This window comes from Niveispirillum fermenti, assembly GCF_052474395.1.
In genome coordinates this window covers 996,778-1,012,311 of record NZ_CP156681.1, presented here as the reverse complement: position 1 = coordinate 1,012,311, position 15,534 = coordinate 996,778, and the positions used below count along the sequence as shown (strand labels likewise).

Annotated in this window: 15 protein-coding genes and 2 tRNA genes; 10 read left to right on the top strand and 7 right to left on the bottom strand. The window is 65.8% G+C overall.

All coding sequences use genetic code 11. The features are described 5' to 3' along the window. Positions 1 to 74: 74 nt before the first annotated feature. A complete protein-coding gene (locus tag ABC728_RS16205; protein ID WP_416619385.1) occupies positions 75 to 581 on the top strand; it encodes a hypothetical protein in 507 nt (168 codons plus the stop codon). 64 nt (positions 582 to 645) lie between these two features. Here ABC728_RS16205 and rraA read toward each other — a convergent pair whose 3' ends face one another. Continuing rightward, the gene (rraA, locus tag ABC728_RS16200) at positions 646 to 1,122 is read right to left on the bottom strand and encodes a ribonuclease E activity regulator RraA (RefSeq protein ID WP_416619384.1); all 477 of its coding nucleotides are present in this window, start codon (positions 1,120 to 1,122) and stop codon (positions 646 to 648) included. Positions 1,123 to 1,358: 236 nt separating this feature from the next. On the opposite strand from rraA, the gene ABC728_RS16195 reads away from it, so the two are divergent. Next, a complete protein-coding gene (locus tag ABC728_RS16195) occupies positions 1,359 to 2,381 on the top strand; it encodes an NADP-dependent oxidoreductase (RefSeq protein WP_416619383.1) in 1,023 nt (340 codons plus the stop codon). A gap of 190 nt (positions 2,382 to 2,571) precedes the next feature. Further along, positions 2,572 to 2,946, top strand: a complete 375-nt coding sequence (locus ABC728_RS16190) for a VOC family protein (protein ID WP_416619382.1) — start codon at positions 2,572 to 2,574, stop codon at positions 2,944 to 2,946. 3 nt (positions 2,947 to 2,949) lie between these two features. Here the strand turns inward: ABC728_RS16190 and ABC728_RS16185 are convergent, their stop codons facing one another. Then, entirely contained in the window at positions 2,950 to 4,020 is a 1,071-nt protein-coding gene (locus tag ABC728_RS16185) for a hypothetical protein (RefSeq protein WP_416619381.1), read from the bottom strand. Positions 4,021 to 4,241: 221 nt separating this feature from the next. Here ABC728_RS16185 and hemJ point away from each other — a divergent pair, with 221 nt between their 5' ends. After that, positions 4,242 to 4,676, top strand: a complete 435-nt coding sequence (hemJ, locus tag ABC728_RS16180) for a protoporphyrinogen oxidase HemJ (protein ID WP_416619380.1) — start codon at positions 4,242 to 4,244, stop codon at positions 4,674 to 4,676. 309 nt (positions 4,677 to 4,985) lie between these two features. Here hemJ and ABC728_RS16175 read toward each other — a convergent pair whose 3' ends face one another. The 5 genes from ABC728_RS16175 to ABC728_RS16155 all read right to left on the bottom strand — a co-directional run bounded on the left by ABC728_RS16175 (position 4,986) and on the right by ABC728_RS16155 (position 10,354). Continuing rightward, positions 4,986 to 7,967 (bottom strand): ATP-binding protein, encoded by a 2,982-nt coding sequence (locus ABC728_RS16175; protein WP_445376608.1) that lies wholly within the window; start codon positions 7,965 to 7,967, stop codon positions 4,986 to 4,988. Positions 7,968 to 8,102: 135 nt separating this feature from the next. Then, positions 8,103 to 8,489: a gamma-butyrobetaine hydroxylase-like domain-containing protein gene (locus ABC728_RS16170; protein ID WP_416619378.1), complete on the bottom strand. Its 387-nt coding sequence runs from the start codon at positions 8,487 to 8,489 to the stop codon at positions 8,103 to 8,105. A gap of 3 nt (positions 8,490 to 8,492) precedes the next feature. Continuing rightward, the gene (locus ABC728_RS16165; protein WP_416619377.1) at positions 8,493 to 8,714 is read right to left on the bottom strand and encodes a Trm112 family protein; all 222 of its coding nucleotides are present in this window, start codon (positions 8,712 to 8,714) and stop codon (positions 8,493 to 8,495) included. A 54-nt stretch (positions 8,715 to 8,768) separates the two neighbouring features. Then, positions 8,769 to 9,434 (bottom strand): LON peptidase substrate-binding domain-containing protein, encoded by a 666-nt coding sequence (locus ABC728_RS16160; protein ID WP_416619376.1) that lies wholly within the window; start codon positions 9,432 to 9,434, stop codon positions 8,769 to 8,771. Next, positions 9,431 to 10,354, bottom strand: a complete 924-nt coding sequence (locus tag ABC728_RS16155; RefSeq protein WP_416619375.1) for a tetratricopeptide repeat protein — start codon at positions 10,352 to 10,354, stop codon at positions 9,431 to 9,433. The genes ABC728_RS16160 and ABC728_RS16155 overlap by 4 nt, the downstream gene beginning before the upstream one ends. 269 nt (positions 10,355 to 10,623) lie before the next feature. On the opposite strand from ABC728_RS16155, the gene ABC728_RS16150 reads away from it, so the two are divergent. From ABC728_RS16150 to ABC728_RS16125, 6 genes are all read left to right on the top strand, one after another. Then, positions 10,624 to 10,698 (top strand) — tRNA-Gly (locus tag ABC728_RS16150). Between the two features lie 42 nt (positions 10,699 to 10,740). Next, a tRNA-Gly gene (locus ABC728_RS16145) sits at positions 10,741 to 10,815 on the top strand. Positions 10,816 to 11,117: 302 nt separating this feature from the next. After that, the gene (motA, locus tag ABC728_RS16140; RefSeq protein ID WP_416619374.1) at positions 11,118 to 11,978 is read left to right on the top strand and encodes a flagellar motor stator protein MotA; all 861 of its coding nucleotides are present in this window, start codon (positions 11,118 to 11,120) and stop codon (positions 11,976 to 11,978) included. A gap of 187 nt (positions 11,979 to 12,165) precedes the next feature. Continuing rightward, positions 12,166 to 13,821 carry a long-chain fatty acid--CoA ligase gene (locus ABC728_RS16135; protein ID WP_416619373.1) on the top strand — a complete coding sequence of 552 codons (1,656 nt, stop codon included), beginning with the start codon at positions 12,166 to 12,168 and terminating at the stop codon, positions 13,819 to 13,821. Between the two features lie 96 nt (positions 13,822 to 13,917). Beyond that, a complete protein-coding gene (locus ABC728_RS16130; RefSeq protein WP_416619372.1) occupies positions 13,918 to 14,421 on the top strand; it encodes a GNAT family N-acetyltransferase in 504 nt (167 codons plus the stop codon). Positions 14,422 to 14,820: 399 nt separating this feature from the next. Next, a complete protein-coding gene (locus ABC728_RS16125; RefSeq protein ID WP_416619371.1) occupies positions 14,821 to 15,390 on the top strand; it encodes a DJ-1/PfpI family protein in 570 nt (189 codons plus the stop codon). Positions 15,391 to 15,534: the final 144 nt, after the last annotated feature.

Below are 15,534 nucleotides of genomic sequence, written 5' to 3'. Positions count from 1 at the left end.
TCGTGATGGGTAGGGGCGGTGCGGCCGGCGGCATCGGAATGCGCCGGTGAAGCTTTGCTAAGGAGCGTCAGGTCATGAAGTTCAACCGTTCCACGACCATCCGCGGCGCCATCGCCGTGGGCGCGCTGCTGGGGCTTGCCGCCTGTGCCAACCCGCAGGCCGATCAGGCCATGTTCGCCCAGCAGGCCTTCGTCGGCATGCCCAAGCAGTTCCTGCTGTCCTGTGCCGGCGTGCCGACGCGCAGCGCCACCGTCGATAATGTCGACTATTTCACCTATACCAGCGAACGTCTGGTCAGCACGCCCTCCACCGGGCCGCGCTTCTCCGCCGCCTACGGCTATTACCGGCCATGGTCGCCCTGGTACGGCTGGGGTATGGGCTTCGATGATTATCCGGAGGTGGAGACCCGCGACTGTCAGGCGACCTTCACGCTGAAGGACGGCGTGGTGACGCGCATCGTCTATAACAGCGCTTCCGATGGCCAGTCGGCCCGTCTGGGCCAGTGCTATCGCATCGTGGAGAATTGCCTGGCCATGGCCCAGCACCGCCAGCAGGGCGCGCCGCCGCAGCCCGGGCAGTAATGACGGATGGGCAGCCGCTTGCCGGAAGGTCCCCGGGGCCTCCCGGCAAGGTTGGTGCCGGGGGTCAGGCCTTTTCCGGCAGGACGACGACCCCGTCCTCATCGCTATAGACCCAGTGGCCGGGGGTGAAGGCGCAGTCGCCGAAACTGACCGTCTGGTCGGCCTCTCCCGACCCGGTCTTGGCGCTTTTCAGGGGATTGGTGCCAAGGGCCTTGACGCCCAGCGGCAATTCCCCGATGGCCGCACTGTCGCGGATGACGCCATTGACGATGATACCGGCCCAGCCGTTCTTCACGGCCAGGCCGGCGATGATGTCGCCCACCAGGGCGGAGGCCAGCGACCCGCCACCATCCACCACCAGAACCGCCCCGTCGCCCGGCTTGGACAGGATGGATTTCAACAGCGCATTGTCGCGGTGGCAGCGCACGGTCCGGATGGGCCCGGCAAAGCGCACCTGGCCCCCGTAATTGCGCATCTGAACCCAGCAACTGGTGATCACGGCCTCATGCGTGTCGACCAGATCGGCGGTGGCGAAATCCATGGGTCGGGTCCTTCCTGCGGTTTGGCTTATACACGTCCCGTTGATCGCAACCGATCACCGGCCTGAATTGCCGCCGCCGGCATCCAGGGGCCTGAAGACTGTACCTTCAGGGGCTTTCTGTCCATGCGACCAATTTCCGAACGATCGGACTTTTTTCATTGAGTCGAACGTGCGTTTGAACCATGCTGCCCTACAGTGATGCGGGCCGTGGGTCCGCCATAAATATCGGGGGAAACATGTCCGACGCGATCAATCGCCACTGGCTGCTGCTGGACCGCCCCAAGGGCGGCAATTTCACCGAGGTGCTGAGCCTGCGGGAAGAACCGGCCCCCGTGGCGGGGGAAGGCCAGTTCCGCGTGCGTACCATCCATCTCTCGCTGGACCCCACCAATGCGGTCTGGATGCAGTATGACAGCTATCTGCCCGCCGTGCCGCTGAACAGCACCATGCGCGGTCTGGTGCTGGGCGTGGTCGACCAGTCGAACCACCCGAAATTCAAGGTGGGCGACATCGTGACCGGCATGGGCGGCTGGGCCGACTATACGATCAGTGACGGGTCGGCCTTCGGCCGGGTGCCGGCCATCCCGGGCCTGCCGCTGACGGCCTATATGGGGCCTTTGGGCATGACGGGGGCCACGGCCTATTTCGGCCTGCTGGATATCGGCCGACCCAAGGCGGGGGAGACGGTCGTCGTTTCGGCCGCGGCCGGGGCCGTCGGCTCCCTGGTCGGGCAGATCGCGAAGATCAAGGGCTGCCGCGCGGTCGGCATCGCCGGATCGGACGAGAAATGCGCCTGGCTGACGGGCGAGCTGGGCTATGACGCCGCCATCAATTACAAGGCCAAGGGCTGGCAGAAGGCCCTGAAGGCGGCCGTGCCCGACGGCATCGACATCTATTTCGAGAATGTGGGCGGCGATATCACCGAGGCGGCGCTGAGCCTGCTGAACGTCAAGGGGCGCATTCCCTTCTGCGGCGCCATCAGCCAGTACAACGCCACCGAACCGCCGCCGGGCCCGCGCAACCTGTCCGTTCTGGTCAGCCGGCGGGCCCGCATGGAAGGGTTCCTGGTCCTGGACTATAATTCCCGCCTGGGCGAGATGTATGCCGAAATGGGGCCCTGGGTGGCCGAAGGCCGCATCAAGTGGAAGGTGGACCTGGATCAGGGGCTGGAAAACACCCTGACTTCCTTCGCCAAGCTGTTCACGGGCGGCAATACCGGCAAGCTGGTCGTCCAGGTGTCGGAGGAACCGGCCCGGTAATGCCAAGTTGCGGTGAGTTGAACGCATCGCAACCTGGTTGGCGCGTTGAGCCCCCGCGTGCCCATGCCCGCGTGTGCCCAGCCGTCGGATGGCGGCGCCCGGCCCATGAGGGATGCATTGATCAGGACCATAGGGTCTGATCACCGCGAAATAATATTATGATAAACACACGATCAACGGAGGAAGAAGCATGGCAACCCTGTCCTATGGCACCGTCGGTTCCAACCGGCTGGAAGAGGCCAAGGCCTTTTATGATGCGCTGCTGGCCCTGATCGGCATGCGCGGCATTTTCGAGCATCCGTCGGGCGGGCGCATCTATGGCCATGCCCGCGCGCCCGTCTTCGGCGTGCTGGGGCCGTTCAATGGCCAGCCGGCAACGCCGGGCAACGGCTCGATGTTCGCCTTCGGCTTCCCCAGCCGGGAAGAGGTCGATGCCTTCCACGCCAAGGGCTTGGAACTGGGCGGCACGGACGAAGGCGCCCCCGGCCCCCGCGGCCCCGGCCTCTATTTCAGCTATTTCCGGGACCTGGACGGCAACAAGCTGTGTGCCTACAGCCTGGGTTGACCATCAGCGCACCCCGGAGGCGGACGTTTCGATGGCCTGGATATGGTCCAGGCCGGGCTGGATTTCGGAGCGGATGAATTCCACACGCTTGTTCGGCCCGCCCCCGCCCTGGGGAAAGCGTGACTTCCACAGTGCCATCTTCACGGCCAGTCCACACAGAACGCCGCCGATGGTGACATGGTGGCTTTCGATCTGGTGGCGCACGGACCGGAAGCTTTCCGCACTGATATCGTTCCAGAAATGCTTGCTGCGCTGGTCGAACGCCTCGAACCGGCCCGTGATGGAGGTGGTGATCGAGGTCAGCTTCGACTGCACGTCACCCAGCATCTTCACGATATTGCGGTCCCGCGCGATCAGTTCGGAGGATTTCGGCTCCATGGCCCATTTCAGAAAGCGCTGCACCTCCGGCACGATGCCGTCCAGGCATGACCTGAAATAGGCCAGCGACAGGAACACATCGCCGTAATCCTCCAGGAAGTCGGGGATTTCGTTCAGCTTCACCTTCAGCTTGTCGGACAGCAGGCGCAGGTTGTTCAGCGCCTCGTCCCGGTCGGGATTGGCCAGCATGGCCAGGATGTCCGACACGTCGCTGATCTGCCGCTGTTCCCCGCCATAGACCTGCTGCAGCAGAGGGCGGGTGAAATCCTTCATGTAGCCGGTCAGTTCCGACCGCTTGTTGTCCGACAATTGCAGCGACTTGGCATCATTCACGGCGATGCCGACACGACGCAGTTCCTTGCGCAGCGTATAGACATCGAAGCTGTTGATGCGGGTCAGCTTGTTGATCTGCACCATGTCGACGCGCAACGACTTGGCATGGCTTGGGAACAGGCTGCCCAGATGGTCGGGGCTGATCTGGCCGCTGCCCGTCTGCCGGTCCTTGAACACCTCCACCACGGTTTCAAGCCGGGCATTCTTGATCAGGCTGGCGCGGCGCAGGCCGGGGGTCTGCAGGGGCAGCATGCCCAGCGGCAGGATATGCAGCGCATCGCGAGAGGCATCGTCGAACGCGACGATCTCCGCTTCCTGCTCGGGTGCGGCTTCCGGTGCCTCGATCGGGGCGGTGTCGGCCATCAGATTTCCTTGGGGGCCGCAGGAGAGAAGCAGGCGGCCGGGCGGCGAAAAGGTCCCGAAAACTAGTCGCGAGCGACGGCCAGCGCAAGCTGCAACCAGGTCGTGCGCCCGGCGTTCCGCTTGGTTGCTGCCATCCACAATGCTATTTAGCCGGGGCGGGAACCGGCGGGCAAATGTCCATCGGGATATCCGGACGGCCAAGAACAAGGGATCGCACGCGCATGGAACTCTATCTCTGGGTCAAGGCCCTGCATGTCATCAGCGTCATCGCCTGGATGGCTGGCATGCTCTATCTGCCCCGCCTTTTCGTCTATCATTGCGCGGCGGAGCGCGGGTCGGTCCAGTCGGAAACCTTCAAGGTGATGGAGCGGCGGCTGCTGAAGGCCATCATCAATCCGGCCATGGCCGCCACCTGGATCTTCGGCATCGCCATGATCGCGATGAGCCCGGAATTGCTGAAGGGTCAGGGCTGGCTGCACGCCAAGCTGACCCTGGTCCTGATCCTGTCGGGCATGCATGGGGTGTTGAGCAAGTATGTGCGCCTGTTCGCCGCAGACGCCAACACGAAGCCGCAGAAATTCTTCCGCATCCTGAACGAGGTGCCGACCATCCTGATGATCGGCATCGTCATCCTGGTCATCGTCAGGCCCTTCTGACGCGGGTCAGGCCCGCCGGGCTGTCCGGGCGGGCCCGTAACCGCCAGGCTGTACGGGCGGGCCCGTAACCGCCAAGCTGTACGGGCGGGCCCGTACGGTGCCCCACACATGCAACGCCCACATGCAGGGAATTTTCCCGCATGTGGGTATATGCGGCCCCGCGGGCGTCAGAGCACGTTGAAGAGATACAACAGCAGGATGATGGGAAGCGGGATGCCCAGAACCCAGAGAAGAATGCCACGCATGATGTTTCTCCCATGATGTTGTCCCATGGGAAACGGTGCCGGGCGCCCGATGTTCCGCGGCGGGTCAGGGTGCCTGGACCTCCACCGGCAAGGTGATGAGGAAGCGGGTGCCATGGCCGGGCACGCTGGCCAGGTCGATATCCCCCTGCAGCGGACCCGTCACCAGATTGTGGACGATGTGCAGGCCCAGCCCCGTCCCGCCGCTATCCCGCTTGGTGGTGAAGAACGGGTCGAAGGCCTTGGCCTGCACATCCGGCGACATGCCGCAGCCATTGTCGGTGATGGCGATGGACACCCGGTCGGCCCCCAGCCGGCGCGTGGCGATCAGGATTTCCGGCTTTCCGTCATCCGTGAAACCATGCACGACGGCGTTCTGCACCAGATTGCTGACCACCTGGGCCAGAAGCCCCGGCAGGGTGGTGACATGCAGTTCCGCCGTGCCGTCCACGGCCACGGCCACGCGGCGCTGACGCAGCATCGGGTCCAGGCTTTTCAGAACATCGCCGACATAGGCTGTCAGGTCGACCGTGCGCACCGCCTCGCTGCTGCGGTCGGCCGATACCTGCTTGAAGCTGCGCACCAGGTCGGCGGCCCGTTCCAGGTTGCCGGTCAGGATGCGCAGCCCCTCATCCATCTTGTCCAGGAACTGGTCCAGCGCCGCGCGCTTCAACTGTGCCGTTCCGAAGGCGCGGGCAATGTCGTCACGCTCGCTTTGCAGGTGGGTGGCCATGGTGAAGGCGACACCCAGCGGCGTGTTGATCTCATGCGCCACCCCGGCCACAAGCTGCCCCAGCGAGGCCAGCTTCTCCTGCTGCACCAGCCGGTTCTGCGTGCTGCGCAGTTCCGACAGGGTGCTGTCCACCCGGGCATAGGCGGCCGCATTGGACAGCGCGATGGCGCCATAGGCCGACAGGGTGCGGAAGATCAGCTTCTCCCGCTCCCCATAGGCGTTTTCCCGCGCCGACTGCGCCGTCATGACGCCCAGCAGGCGCGACCCCACCAGCAGGGGCGACAGCAGCAGCGTGCGCATGAAACGGGTGCCGGGGATGTGCGATGGCGCCGTCTGTTCGCTCGGGCCGCGCAGGATCAGCATCTCCTGCCGGTCGCGGGCACAGCGCGCCACCAGTGATACCGGGTCCGAGAGAAGCCGGCGCACCATGGGCAGCGGGCGCCCCGCCTCAACCCCATAGCGCAGGTCCAGCCCGTCGCCCGCCGCGTCGAGCAGATAGAGCGAGAAACCATCGAATTCCAGCAGCGTGCCGGCATGGCGGTGCAACCCGTGAAACACGGCCTCGGCATCCAGGGTGGCCGTGATCTGCTGACCGATGCGGCCCAGCAGTTCCAGGGTCTGGGTCGCCTCGCTCAGGGCGGCGGCGCGCGACGCCTCCGCCGCGGCGATCTGGCGATGGTAATCGCCTTCGGCCTTCAGCCGTTCCGTCTCGAACCCGGCCTGCATGGCCAGAAGCCGGTCGCTGACCTCCCGGCTGTGGATCACGCCGCGCGCCTGACCGGCCCGGCGTTCCCAATGCAGCGCCCGGGCGATGTCACCCACCACCTCATAGGCCTCGCCCAGGGCAGCCAGCAGATCGGCGGGCGCGGTGTAGCCCTGGATCAACTCGGCAAGCGACAGGGCCCGCAGCAGCAGATGGATGACGGGTGTCTCCCCCGGTGCCATCCCGGCGGGCGGCGGCAGGTCGGGGAAGCGGCGATGGATGTCGGCCAGGGCCCGAAGCACGTCAATCTCGCGCCAATGGTCGGTGCGCGATCGGACCAGTGACAGCGCCCGGCCGGCCGCCGCCATGGCCTCGTCCCGGCGGACCAGCGCGGACAGGGCCCGCGCCCGCCCCGTCTCCGCCTCCACCTGCAGGTCGGACTGTTCCAGGTCGACGGCGATGTCCAGCAGGTCGTCGAACCAGCGCAGCGCCGCCGTCGGGTTGCCGACATCCATTTCCAGGTCGCCCAGATACTGGCAGGCGATGGCCTGGTTGCGCGACCGGCCGAAGGGGGCCAGCCATTCCTGTGCCTCCAGCAGCAGGTGCCGCGCACGGCCCGACTGCTTCAACCGGCGCAGCGTATCGCCCATGGATCGCAGGCACTGGCCCACGGCCGCCGGCCATCCGGTGCCGCGCGCCATGCCGTGGGCGCGTTCCCGCCACAGGAATTCGCTGACATAATCGTTCAGGTTGGCGTGGGCGGCGCCGACATTGCCGGCCAGCATCACGGCCAGCCGCATCTGCCCGGCCAGCACGGCCTGGTCGCAGCCGCGCTGGTAATGGCGCAGGGCCTTCATGAAATCGCCGCGGGCAAAGCGCAGGCCGCCATGGAAATAGGCCGCCACCGCGTCCAGGCCGGGATGTTCCAGCAGCGGCCCCTCGGGCAGCAGCGGCCCCCAATGCCGCTCTGCCGCCGCGGCATCGACAAACACCGTGTCGCGCGCGATCCAGGCCTGGGCGATCTGCTGGCGCTGGGTGTCGCCGGCACGCAGATAAAGGGCATGGGCCATGCGGTGGGCCTGGGCGCGGCGCCGCTGCTGCCCCAGGTCCAGCGCCAGCAGCGCCTCCGTCATGAAGGCATCCCCCTCCCCCAGCAGGTCGCCGATCTGGCGGAAGGTCTGCTTGGCGCTTTCCAGCAGGCCGCCGGCCTGGTCCAGTTCCGCGAACAGCGCCTTCGCCTCCGCCTTGATCAGCAGCAGGCGCGCCGTCAACCGGCGCAGTTCCCGCTCGCTGGCTCCCGTGGCATGCGGCAGCAGGCCCATCGCCTCCGTCGCCATGTCCAGGGCGGCGCGCGTATCGCGCTGGCGGTTGTACCAGGCCAGCGTCGTCAGCAGCAGCAGGCGGTGGACGGGATCATGGGCCTGAGCCAGATGATGTTCGGCCGCCAGGACCTGTTCGGCCAGACCATAAAGGTCCAGCGGGCCGACAAGGCCGGAACCGGGCAGCGTCGGACAGGCCGGCGCATCCGGCGGGGCTGCATCGATGTCCAGCCCGGCCGGCAGCCCGTCGAACCCCGTCACCTGCTGATCTGTTCCCGATGTTTCGTCCGCCATGGACCGCCTGCGCCCGCCCATCGTCCGCCGATCGGGCTTGGACGAAATTTCAATCAAATGCTACGCAACTGTTCAGCGAAGGGCAAATCCGTTTACGCGATACGCGACGGATTCCGGTTCCGGTCTCCCCAGCCGTCAGCGCGACAGGCCGCGGGCCGCGATTTCGGCCAGATAGGCCGGCCAGAGCGTATCATGGTCGCGACCCAGGCGGTGGAGCAGCGACCAGGTGTAGATGCCGCTGTCATGGCCGTCATCGAAGGTCAGGCGCACGGCATAATGGCCGACGGGCTCCACCCCCGTGATGGCGACGCCCGACTTGCCCCCAAGCCAGCGGCGCTGGGCCGGCGTATGCCCCTGCACCTCGGCCGACGGGCTTTCCACCCGCAGATATTCGGCCGGCAAGTCGAAATGGCTGCCATCGTCGAAGGTGACGGACAGCACCCGTTCCGCCCGGTTCAGGCGCAATTCCCGCGGCCAGTGCCGCGTGCCGCCGGCCTCGCTGGCAAACCGTTCCTCCACCATGGGTCAGGCCGCATCGCCCAGCGAACGCGCCTCGTCCACCAGCATGATGGGGATGCCGTCGCGGATGGGATAGGCCAGTTTCGCCTGGTCGGAAATCAGTTCCTGGGCCTCCGCGTCGTAGCGCAGCGGCGCCTTGGTCAGCGGGCAGACCAGGATTTCCAGCAGGCGCGGATCGACGCGGGCGCTGGCGGGGGGGGTATTCTCGGTCACGGTCGGGTCGGTCATGGCGTCCCTTTGCCTCAAGTCTCAAGATGGAACGGGGTCCAAGATGGAACGGGGTCAATGCCGCAGGCTGCCGCCCTCGCCGTCGCCGCCCTGGTGGATGGCCATTTCAACCAGGGCCAGCAGCAGCCGGGCGCGGGCTTCCAGGTCCGGGCTTTCCAGGAGGGCCTGTTTTTCCGGCGCGTCGAAGGGGCAGATCATGGCCAGCGAGGTGATCAGCCGGTCCAGCGGCGCCTGGGCGATGGAATCCCAATTGGCCGTGATGCCCTGCTGCTGGAAATAGGTGCGCAGCGCCGTATCCAGCCGGTCACGGTCGATATGGCTGGGGCCATCCTCATCCAGGTCCGCCGAAAAGCCCGACCAGTCGGCCACTGCGCGGCGATAGCCGCGGGTCGTGGGGATCTCCGACAGCAGGCGGAAGCGGCAGACCCCGGTCAGCGTGATCAGGAACCGTCCATCATCCGTTTCGCTGAAGCTGGTGATCCGGCCCGCGCACCCGATATCGAACAAGGGCGGTTCCGCCGCCATGCCATCGTCGCGGGGCTGGATCATGCCGATCAGGCGATCGGTGGCCAGCGCGTCCTGCACCATGTTGAGATAGCGCGGTTCAAAGATGTTGAGCGGCAGCCGACCCCGCGGCAACAGCAACACCCCCGTCAGGGGAAAGACGGGGATGCTGTCCGGCAGGTCGCCCGGTCCGGGGTCGAACGGGTTCCGGCTCATGAGAACAGGAGCGATGAAAGCTTGCGCCGGGCCTGGATCACCAGCTTGTCCACAGGCCCCAGCGCCTCGAAGATCTTCAGCAACTGGGTCCGGGCGGCCTTATCGTTCCATTCCCGGTCGCGGCGCACGATCTCCAGCAGGGCGTCCAGCGCCTCCTCGTTACGGCCGGCGGCATAGAGCGCCAGGGCATAATCATAACGGGCCTGATTGTCGGCCGGGTTGGCATCCACGGCCGCCTTCAACTCACCCAGCGGGCCGGCCTTCGCCGCCTGTTCGGCCAGGTCGATCTGCGACTTCACGGCCGCCAGCTCAGCCGATTTGGCAATGCCAGCCGGGGCGTTGCCAAGCATCTCCTTGGCCGCGTCCGTCTCGCCGATGGCCAGCAGGCAGCGGATGACGCCGGCATAGGCCGCCGCATTCTCCGGTTCCTCGGCCAGCACCTCCTGATAGATGGCGGCGGCACCCTGCGCGTCGCCGCCCTCCAGCACCTGCTTGGCCTCCGCCAGGATCGCGGCGATGTCCAGCCCGCCGGCCTGACCGCCTGCCGCCTGGATCAGCCGGTCGATGAAGGCCTTGATCTGGCTTTCCGGCAGCGCGCCCTGGAACCCGTCGATGGGACGGCCCTGGAAGAAGGCATAGACGGTGGGGATCGACTGCACCCGCAGCTGACCGGCCACGGCCGGATGCTTGTCGGTATCGATCTTGACCAGTTTCACGGCCCCCTTGGCGGCCAGCACGGCCTTTTCAAGGATGGGACCCAGCGTCTTGCAGGGGCCACACCAGGTGGCCCAGAAATCGACGATGACGGGCACATCGCGCGACGCCTCGATGACATCGGCCATGAAGCCGGCGTCGCTGCCATCCTTGATCAGGTCGTTGGCGGGCTTGGCGCCGTCGGGGGCGGGCGTGGTGGAGAACATGGATGGTCGTTCCTGGTCTGTCTGGTCTGTAAGGCTTTTGCGCGGGGGCACGGGCACGTGCGGGACGCACCCGTCTTCTTTGTCTCAAGCGTTATATAGAGCGCGCAAGGGCCCGCCGCAAACCTCCCGAAGGGCGGCCATGCGCAACGCGGGGGCCGGCAGGCGTAAATTCCGGGAGGACCATGAAAGAAAGTCCTTGCATGCCCGACTTTGATGGCTATATTCCGCGCTCACCGCCGGGGGGAACCCCGACGGGCTTTCGGAAATGGGCGGGCGTAGCTCAGGGGTAGAGCACAACCTTGCCAAGGTTGGGGTCGAGGGTTCGAATCCCTTCGCCCGCTCCATTCCGAAAACATGACCGCCGATGGCGGTGCCGAACTGGCGATGCGGGCGTAGCTCAGGGGTAGAGCACAACCTTGCCAAGGTTGGGGTCGAGGGTTCGAATCCCTTCGCCCGCTCCAGTTCACAAAAATCCACACCATGAAATCGGCGTCACATAGAATCGACGCTCATGGATTTGTCGGCCCATTGAAAATCCCCTGGGCGGAGATGCCCGGGTCGGGAAATACCGGCATTCGGCTTTCAAAAGCCTGTTCGCCATCCGGTAACGCCCGTCCTGCCGCCGCTGCGGGCGGCGTGCCGAATCGGGCCTCCTCCAACCGGCCCCGGCCGGCTCCTGACCTTATGCCCGGTTGGTTTTGATACCCGTTTGGGTTAGGCTGCCCAATGGTTTCAGGGCGTTTCATTCGAACCGGGGCATTTAATGTTCGCCATCATCGGCCTTGTCGGCGTGTTCTTCTGTGTGTTCGGCGGTTACGTCATCTTCGGCGGCAAGATGGGCATCATCATCGAGGCCCTGCCGAAGGAAATCATGATCATCGGCGGGTCCGGCGTCTCGTCCTTCATGATCACCAATTCGGCCCATACGATCAAGGCCGCGGGCGCCGACATCAAGAAGATCTTCGCCGGATCCAAGTTCCATAAGAAGGAATATATCGAGCTTCTTTCCCTGCTCTATCAAATCCTGAAGACCATGAAGAGCAAGGGCGTGCTGGCCATCGAACAGCACATCGAAAAGCCGATGGAGAGCAACATCTTCAACGCCTATCCGGCCGTGATGAAGAATGCGACCACGGTCAAGTTCATTGCCGATTACCTGCGCATGTTCTCCATCGGCGTCGACAACCCGATCGAGATGGAAACGCTGATGGAGCAGGAGATCGACAAGATGAAGCATGAGGACCAGCATTCATCCCACGCCATCCAGGGTCTGGCCGACGCGCTGCCGGCCTTGGGCATCGTGGCCGCCGTGCTGGGCGTGATCAAGACCATGGCGTCGATCACCGAACCGCCGGAGGTGTTGGGCAAGCTGATCGGCGGCGCGCTGGTCGGCACGTTCCTGGGCATCTTCCTGGCCTATTGCCTGGCCGCCCCCATCGCCGGCCGCCTGAAGGGCATCGCGGAGGAGGACAGCCAGTTCTTCGGCGTGATCAAGACGGCCATCGTCGCCCATCTCGGCGGCTATGCCCCGCAGGTATCGATCGAGGCGGCCCGCAAGAAGGTACCGACCGAGTACATGCCCGATTTCAACGAGCTTGAGGAAATCCTGTCGCAGATCAGTTGACGGGGCGCCCCACGCCACCACCGCGATGCCACGCCAAAGGCCGCCCCGATCCCCGTCGGTGCGGCCTTTTTGCTGGCTGCCGGAAACTGGAACAGACGTTTAAATCAGCACTGGAAACCCGCCCTGAAAATCACCAAGCTATGGAAGGCCAAACCATAACAACAACCATGCCTGGGAGAAGGATTCGATGCTTGCCGGATTGATGATGGACCGCCCGCTGCTGACCACCAGCCTGCTGCGGCATGCCGCGCAGAATTACGGGAGCCAGCCCATCACATCGCGCTTCGCGGCAGAGGCGCCGCATACCTATAGCTGGCGTGATGCCTGGCACCGCGTGGCCCGGCTGGCCCATGCGCTGGATGCACTGGGTGTGAAGGGCGGGGACCGGGTGGGCACGCTGGCCTGGAACGACCATCGCCATCTGGAGCTTTATTACGCCCTGCCCGGCATCGGCGCCGTGTGCCACACCATCAATCCGCGCCTGTTTCCCGACCAGATCACCTACATCATCAACCATGCGGAGGACCGGTTCCTGTTCGTGGACCCGATGTTCGTGCCGCTGGTGGAAAAGCTGTGGCCGGCGCTGAAGGGCGTTGAAGGCGTCGTGGTGATGACCCGTCCCGAGCTGATGCCGGCGGCACCCGGCATCCCCAACCTGCTCTGCTACGAAACACTGCTGGAAGACCGGCCGGAAAGCTATGACTGGCCGGAATTCGACGAGAACACGGCCTGCGGCCTTTGCTACACCTCCGGCACGACGGGCAATCCCAAGGGGGTCCTTTACAGCCACCGGTCATCGGTGCTGCACGCCTATGGCGTGCTGACCGCGCCGGGCATGGACCTGCGCGGCGCATCCAGCATCCTGGTCGTCGTGCCGCTGTTCCATGCCAATGCCTGGGGCTATCCCTATGCGGCCGCCATCAATGGCGGGAAACTGGTGCTGCCCGGCCCCCGGCTGGACGGCAAAAGCGTCTATGAGCTGATGGAGGAGGAGAAGGTCAGCGTTTCCAGCGGCGTGCCCACGGTCTGGCTGGGGCTGCTGGCCCATATGCGCACGACCGGCGCCCGGTTCACGACCTTGAAATCCGTCACTGTCGGCGGTTCCGCCCTGCCCCGCGCCATGCTGGAGGAGTTCGAGAAGGTCCACGACGTCTCCTGCATCCAGGGCTGGGGCATGACGGAACTGTCACCCGTGGGGAGCCTGGGCAGCCTGTCGCCGGAAGAGGCGCTGCTGCCCCTGGAACAGCAGCATGACGCCAAGATGCGGGCGGGCCGCCCGCTCTATGGTGTGGAAATGCGGATCATCGGCCCCGACGGCCGCGACCAGCCGCATGACGGCCTCTCCTATGGCGAGCTGGCCGTGCGGGGACCCTGGATCACCCGCGGCTATTACAAGGACGAGAAGGCCAATGCCGAGGCCTTCACCCCCGATGGCTGGTTCAAGACGGGCGACGTCGCCGTGATCAGCCCCGACGGGGCCATGAGCATCGTGGACCGCGCCAAGGACGTCATCAAATCCGGCGGCGAATGGATCAGTTCCATCGACCTGGAGAATGCCGCCATGAGCCATCCGTCGGTGCAGGAGGCCGCCGTCGTCGGCGTGCCGCACCCCAGATGGGTTGAGCGGCCGCTGCTGGTCATCGTACCCCGCGCCGGGCACACGCCCGACAAGGACGCGCTGATGACGCATCTGGCGGGCGAGGTGGCGAAATGGTGGCTGCCGGACGATATCGTCTTCGTGGCGGAACTGCCCCATACCGCCACGGGCAAGCTGCTGAAAACGGAACTGCGCAAGCGCTTCCTGTCCCATCCCCTGCCGGGAACCGGTGCGGCGGCGGAATGAAGCCGCCCGTCCATCTTGTGATGTGAAGCACTTCATAGGGGGTATGGCCTTCGGGGCGGTTACGGTTGCCGGGACGCAACCAATAGTGACCGCCCCATGAGCGATGCTGCCTCACAGGTCCTGATCTCCCGCCTGTCCGGCCTGCAGGCCCGCATCGCGCAGCCGGCGGACCGCAGCATGGTCCGGCAACTGGTGATGGCCGATGCGCTGCACATGCTGGCCGATGTCCCCGGCTCCGTCCGGTCCATGATGGTGTCGATCCAGGTTGAAGGCCGCATGGACAATCTGCGCCACGGGCGCCCGGACGCGGAAACCCTGCTGCTGGGCCTGGATGCGCGCATGGTGGGGATGATGACCCTGGACTGGACGGGGCCGGACGGGGTGGCCCTGCTGGACCTGACCATCCTTCCGGGCCAGCGCCGCCGGGGCCTGGGGGGCATGGCGCTGTCGGCACTGTGCGGAACGGCGGACGGGATGGGGCTTCCCGTCCGGGCGGCGCTGTTCTACCACAGCGATGCCCGCCCTTTCCTGTCACGCGCCGGCTTTGCCGTCACCAATGACAGGGGCACGGAAATCACCCTGGTCCGTCCACCCGCCTGACCCCCGGATACCCCTTCCCGGACGCCCTGCGGCGGCCCTTTCAAGGCCCCCCGCCATGCGCCCATGGCAGGTCTACCCGAATTGTGGCTTGACCTTCGCCATGCGAAGGGCCAATTACCCCGCCATGCATGAAAAGACGTAACACGCCCCCCGATCCCCGACCGGAACCTTGGGGGGAGAGCCACGACCGACCCCACCCGCCGCGCCGGGTGCGGCGGAACGCCATGGCATACCGTCCCCCAGGAACGGACCGGGTCCCATCGGGACAGCGCGCCGCTTTCGGCATGGCTTGAAAAACGACGCTGCGGCCCGGCCGTGGCGAGCCTGTCCTGTTCCCCCGCGCCGGGCCACCGGGCCGCCGATGGGCAGAGACGGACCAACCAGTAAGGAGACACGACCTTGACCGAACAACTGCTCGCCGGAAAGAACATCGCCATCCTCGTCGCCAACGGCTTCGAAGAAGTGGAGATGACGGAACCGCAGCGCGCCCTGCTGAAGGCCGGGGCCAAGCCCAAGATCATCTCTCCCGAACAGGGCCTGGTGAATGGCTGGCACGGCGCCGCCTGGGGCCATTATTTCCCCACCGACCGCCATGTGGGCGAGGTGCTGGCCGCCGATTTCGATCTGCTGGTCCTGCCGGGCGGTGACCGCTCGGTCGCCAAGCTGGCCACCAACCCGCACACCCGCCGCATCGTCGGCAGCTTCGTCGATGCCGGCAAGGGCATCGCCGCCTTTGGCAAGGGCGTGGAACTGCTGGCCCTGGTGGAGCGGATCAAGACCCGCACCGTCACCGGCGCCGACAGCGCCCGCGCGGCCCTGGAAGCCGCCGGCGCGGTCTGGTCGGAGGATGCCGTCGTGCAGGACCGCTTCCTGCTGACGGCGCAGAGCAGCGAGAACATGGCCGACCTGATCGACGCCATGCTGCGGCATTTCGAAGCCGCCGTCGAACAGCGCAAGCAGGCCGCCTGATCCACCGTCAGAGCTGGCCGGCAAAGCTGGTTGGTCAAGGGCGCCGCGGGACCATGGGTCCCCGGCGCCCTTTTTCTTTCAAGACCATCAGGCAGCCCCCCCCATCGAACCGGACGAGCCTGATGGCGCCGGACGAGAGCGGCC